The sequence below is a fragment of the Actinosynnema sp. NPDC023658 genome, from assembly GCF_040639995.1.
GTDB lineage: Bacteria > Actinomycetota > Actinomycetes > Mycobacteriales > Pseudonocardiaceae > Actinosynnema.
The window spans coordinates 1-3,655 of record NZ_JBFAAX010000575.1 but is presented as its reverse complement, the minus strand read 5'-3'; the positions used below and the strand labels follow the sequence as shown (position 1 = coordinate 3,655).

Annotated in this window: 3 protein-coding genes; 1 reads left to right on the top strand and 2 read right to left on the bottom strand. The window is 70.7% G+C overall.

Annotation, left to right across the window (positions count from 1 at the left end; translation table 11 throughout):
- A partial coding sequence (locus AB0G02_RS31385) for a hypothetical protein (RefSeq protein ID WP_360801265.1) occupies positions 1–1,657 on the bottom strand: 1,657 nt, incomplete at its 3' end.
- A 6-nt stretch (positions 1,658–1,663) separates the two neighbouring features.
- A complete protein-coding gene (locus tag AB0G02_RS31380) occupies positions 1,664–2,572 on the bottom strand; it encodes a glycosyltransferase family A protein (RefSeq protein WP_360801262.1) in 909 nt (302 codons plus the stop codon).
- A 157-nt stretch (positions 2,573–2,729) separates the two neighbouring features.
- On the opposite strand from AB0G02_RS31380, the gene AB0G02_RS31375 reads away from it, so the two are divergent.
- Positions 2,730–3,655: hypothetical protein (locus AB0G02_RS31375; RefSeq protein ID WP_360801259.1), on the top strand; the 926-nt coding region annotated here is incomplete at its 3' end.

Below are 3,655 nucleotides of genomic sequence, written 5' to 3'. Positions count from 1 at the left end.
GGTGCGGGAACTCGCCGCGCTTCGGGCTCTGGCCCGCGAGTTCGAGCAGCAGCTCGCCGTACTTCGGGTCGTTGGTGTCGAAGCAGCCCTTGCCCAGGGCGGTGGCGTAGGGGGAGCAGCTGCCGTCCAGGAGCCGGATGAGGTGCGAGGTGGTGGCGAGGTAGCCCAGCGAGTTGTCGGTGCGGGGCATGTAGCGGTCGCCGGTGGCGGAGCCCGCGGAGGCGATGAGCAGGAACAGCGCGGTGAGGACGCCGATGCCGGTGGAGGGGTTGGCGAAGGCGGCGCGGACGCGGGCGACGCCGTCGAAGCGGCGCACGCCGTAGTAGGCGGCGAAGCCGGTGAGCAGCAGCAGGCAGTACAGCAGTTCGGCGGTGCTGCGGGGGTAGAGCTGGACGGCGTCGGCGGCGTACATCTGGGAGCCGAAGTGGAAGCGCAGGAGCCAGGCGCCGGCGAAGACGGTGGTCAGCACGATGACGGCGGTGCGGCTGCGGGCCACGGCGATGGCGGCGGCCAGGCCGACCAGGGCGAGGATCGTGAACAGGCCGACGCCGCCGAGCTCACCGGGGGGCGGCCAGGGGCCGGTGCTGCCGGGCAGGTCGCTGCGCCACATGGCCAGGTAGGTCGGCTCGGACCAGGTGTCCCAGTAGAAGTAGCGGTCCTTGACCGAGCCGGAGGCCGTGATGAGGCCGAACAGGTGGCGGAAGGACACGGCGACGAAGGTCGCGGCGGTGAGGGCGATGAGGACCAGGCCCTTGAGCCGGGCGGTGCGCCAGGGGAACAGCACGAGGGCGGAGAGGATCACGCCGGGTGCGGACCAGACGAACCAGCCGGAGTAGACGAGGAAGACCAGCCCGAGGGTGAGGCCGAAGCCGAGTGCCCGCAGGACGATGCCGCGCCAGGGGGTGTCGGCGGCGTGGCGGAGCCGGTGGAGCAGGGAGAGCAGGACCGGCACCATCACGACGAGCATGAGGTTGGTGTAGGGCTTGTAGGGGTCGATGAGGACCATGGCGGGGACGACGCCGAGGGCGAGGGCCCACAGGGGGGACAGCAGCAGTCGCCAGGAGAGGTAGGCGAGGGGCCCGAAGAGGGCGGTGCCGAGGATCTGGAGGTCTTTGAGGGCGTAGGCGGGTGGGGTGTCGGTGAGCTGGGCGTACCAGGCGATGGCGTGGATCCAGCCGGGCGGGTAGTCGGCTTGCATGGTGCCGGTGTCGATGAGCTTGGTGGCCCAGGTGGCGAGGGCGCCGGAGTCGCCGTAGGCGGCGTTGAGGGCCCAGGGCGTGCCGCGCAGGGCGACGAGGACGGCGCCGGCGACGAGGCCGCTGAACAGGCCTGCCGCCGCGGCGGAGGCGATCCGGCGGGCGAGGGGTGCGTGGGCGACCCAGCGGGTGCGTGCGGTGAGCACGGTGAGGACCAGCAGCAGCAGGGCGATGACGGCGAACCGGAGCTGGAGGGCGGCGAGGCCGCTGACCTGGCCGATCCGGTCGAGCGGGTTGACGTCGATGCCGCGCGCGAGGAACACCGTCAGCGCTGCGGCGGCCACGGACACGACGGCTTCGGCGGCGAAGAGCGCGCCTCGGCGGGGTGGTGCGGTGGTCGGCGGCGGCGGGGTGTGCTCGGGGCTGGTCCGCGGCGGTTGTTCTGGCGCGGTCGACAGCACCGTAGATCACTTCCTCACGGGTTTGGTGGTTCCGAATGCGTGGCGGATGAGGACTTTGGCGCTGGCGGTCTGTCGGGAGCCGACGGCTCCGGGGAGCAGGAGCAGCGCGTGGAGCCGGGAGGACAGGTGCATGCGGGCGGCTTTGGCGGCGCGGTGCCAGCCGATGCGGTCCATGCGGGTGGCGATGTCGAGGAAGAAGTCGTGTTCCTCGGTGAAGCGTCCGCCGAGCGAGGCCAGGGAGGAGGACACGCTGGCGTCGTGGCGGCGGTACTGGAAGCAGAGGTCGGGGACGACGGCGAGTTGTCCGCCGCGTTCGACGAGGTCGATCATGAGGGCGAGGTCGAGGACGACGCGCAGGCCGGGGCGGAAGCCGAGGTCCTTGAGGGATTCGCGGCGCCAGCACAGGGAGGGGAAGTAGGTCCAGTTGCCGCGCAGGAGGCTGACGACGAGGTCTTCGCCGCCCATCACCCGGGGGGTGGTGGTGTCGGGGGCGTAGAGGCTGCGCTTGACGCGGTCGGTGAGGGGGCGGACGACCTGGCCGGTGCTGTTGATGACCTCGACGCCCGCTTGGACGACGTCGGCGTCGGGGAAGCGGGCGGTGGTGCGGCGGACGGTGCTGATGTAGTTGGGCAGCATGGCGTCGTCGCTGCCCATGACGACCACGAAGTCGCGCTCGGCGAGGTCGAGGCACTTCTGGAAGTTGGCGTTGATGCCGAGGTTGTGGTCGTTGCGCTGGTAGTGGATGCGGTCGTCGTGCAGGGAGTCGAACCACTCGGGCAGGCCGTTGTCGGTGACGCTGTCGTCGACGACGGTGAGGTGCCAGTGTTCGTCGTCCTGGGCGATGACGCTGCGGACGGCGGTCTTGAGGTACGAGGTGTCCCCGTAGTGGGGGAGCATGATGTCGATGCCGTTCATGGTCACCTCGTACGACCGACGATCAGGTTGCGGTGCTGCGGAACACGCATCCCCTTGCCACGACCCTTCCCCTGTGCCCTAGTCCCCCGTGGTCCACCCGAGTACCGGGGCTACCGGCTTTCAGGAGGTGGCGACGAGGCAGCCTACTGTGTTGCCGGTGAGCGCAGACATCATGCCCCCGCGTCGGTTGAGCCCCGCTGTCGTCATGGGGTTGGGCACGTTGGTCCTCGGTGCGTCGGGTTATGCGTTCGTGGCGATCGCGGGGCATTCGTTGCCGGCGGCGGAAGCGGCGGCCGTGGCGTCGTTCTACTTGTTGGTGAACATCGTGGGTCCGGGTGTGTTCTCGTCGTTGGAGCAGCAGGCGAGCCATGCGACGTCGCGGGCGTTGGCGCGGGGTGAACGTCCTGGTGGGGCGTTGCGTCGGGTGGCTCGTGAGGGTGTGGTGCTGACGGTGGTGGTGGTGGCTGTGCTGGCGGTGGTGTCGCCGGTGTTGGTGGAGCGGTCGTTGAAGGGGTCGTGGTCGTTGTTCGTGGCGGTGCTGGTGGGGGTGGTGACGTCGGCGGTGATCTACCTGGCGCGGGGTGTGCTGGGTGGGATGCGCCGGTTCAGCGGGTACGCGGCGAGCCTGGCGGGGGAGGGGTTCGCGCGGTTGGCCGGTGCGGTCGGGGTGGCGGCGGTCGGGGTGGCCGGTGCGGGTGCGTTCGGGTTGACGTTCGCGTTGGGGACGTTGGTGGGTGTGGTGGCGGGGGGCATGTGGTTGCGGTCGGGTGCGGCGGTCGCGGGGCCGGAGCCGGTGTCGGGTGGGGGGTCGGGGTCGGAGCGGGTGGAGAGCCTGGCGTTGTTGGTGATGGCGGGGTTGTTGGTGCAGGCGGTGGCCAACGTGGCGCCGATCGTGGTGACGGCGCGGTTGCCGCACGAGGCGGGGTTGGCGTTGGCGTTCTCGTCGGCGTTCATCCTGGTGAGGGTGCCGTTGTTCGTGTTCTCGCCGGTGCAGGCGTTGTTGTTGCCGGGGTTGACGGCGGCGGCGACGCGGGGTGACCTGGCGGCGGTGCGGGCGGTGCTGCGGCGGATCACGGGGTGGGT

Bases quoted from the DNA above. Each gene is read 5' to 3' on its own strand.
- AB0G02_RS31380 (WP_360801262.1), bottom strand. From the start codon at position 2,572: ATGAACGGCATCGACATCATGCTCCCCCACTACGGGGACACCTCGTAC.